Source organism: Natrinema soli, from assembly GCF_028618695.1.
On record NZ_JAQIVI010000349.1, the window covers coordinates 1 to 1,463 of the forward strand.

Consider the following 1,463-nt stretch of genomic DNA (forward strand, 5'->3'; position numbering starts at 1 on the left):
GACGCGGTCGCGGCCGCCGGCGACGCGGACGCGGCCGTCGTGCTCGCGCAGTCGAACACCACCTACGGCGACGATCGCGTCCAGTTCGCGCTCTCGAGCAACCAGAACGCGCTCATCGAACGGGTTGCCGACACGAACGAGGAGACGGTCGTCCTCCTCAACACCGAATCGCCGGTCGCGATGCCGTGGGTCGATTCGGTCCCGTCGATCGTCCAGCTCTGGTTCCCCGGCCAGGAGGCTGGCACCGCCGTCGCGAACCTCCTGTTCGGACACGCGACACCGTCCGGGAAGTCGCCCGTAACGTTCGCACGGACCCTCGAGGACTATCTCCCGGGCGAGGTCGACGTCGTCCCCAACGACGCGCGGGCGTACCCCGGCGTCGACGGGACGGTGTACTACGACGAGGGCGTGTTCGTCGGCTACCGCCACTTCGACGAACGCGACGTCGAGCCGCTGTTCCCCTTCGGCCACGGCGAGTCGTACGCCGACTTCGCGTACTCGGACCTCGAGCTGGAGGCGGACGACGACGGCCTCGCCGTCTCCCTCACCGTCGAGAACGACGGCGACTACGACGGGAAGGAGGCCGTCCAGCTGTACGTCAGCGACGTGGACGCGAGCGTCGATCGACCGCAGCGAGAGCTCGCCGCGATCGAGAAGGTCGCCGTCGACGCCGGAGAGAGCGAGCGAGTGACGCTTCGCGTCGACCGTGACGACCTCGCGTTCTACGACGCGGACGGCGGCGAGTGGGTCGTCGAACCCGGAGCGTTCGAGATCGCCGTCGGTCGATCGTCCCGCGATCTCCGCCTCGAGGGGAGCTTCGAGGTCGACGACGAGTTGGCGATCGTCCTCGAGGAAGAGGAGAGCGGAAACGGACGAGGGAAACGGCGAGGAAGAGGCGGACGACACCGATGACGGACGCGATGATGGCTCCCCCAGATTCGGCGTCGCGGCCGGAATCGCGGGAACTATCGGCGGAAGGGAGATCGGCGGAAGGGAGACGCGTCACGGACTGCCGACGCCGCTCGAGAGACCCACCGCGTCGACGAGCGCCCGCCGCTTGAGCAGGACGAAGCCGACCGCGACCAGCCCGAAGCCGCCGACCGTCAGGACGCCGATCTCCTCGCCGAGCAGGAAGACGCTCGCGACCGTCGCCACGATCGGGACCAGATAGCCGATCAGCGCCGCCTCGAACGCGCCGTGTTCCTCGAGGATGGAGAAGTAGATCATGAACGCGACGGCGGTCGCGAACACCCCGAGGTAGAGCAAGGCGCCCACGGAGACGGGATCGAGCACGTCGGCACTGGGAAACTCGCCGGCGCTTAGACTGACGACATGCAAGACCAGCCCACCGACGAGCATCGACCAGCCGACCAGCGGCAGTCGCTCGAGCGTCGGCCTGGCCCGCTGGATCAGGACGCCGCCGAGCGCGACGCTACACACCTGCCCGACGATGAGCAGTCGCG

2 protein-coding genes are annotated in these 1,463 nt (G+C 68.5%); one reads left to right on the forward strand and one right to left on the reverse strand.

Annotation, left to right across the window (positions count from 1 at the left end):
• Window positions 1-912, forward strand: a 912-nt coding sequence (locus PGX04_RS20060) for a glycoside hydrolase family 3 C-terminal domain-containing protein (protein WP_273740132.1), incomplete at its 5' end; no start/stop codon positions are given.
• 90 nt (window positions 913-1,002) lie between these two features.
• Here the strand turns inward: PGX04_RS20060 and PGX04_RS20065 are convergent.
• A partial coding sequence (locus PGX04_RS20065) for a DMT family transporter (protein ID WP_273740133.1) occupies window positions 1,003-1,463 on the reverse strand: 461 nt, incomplete at its 5' end.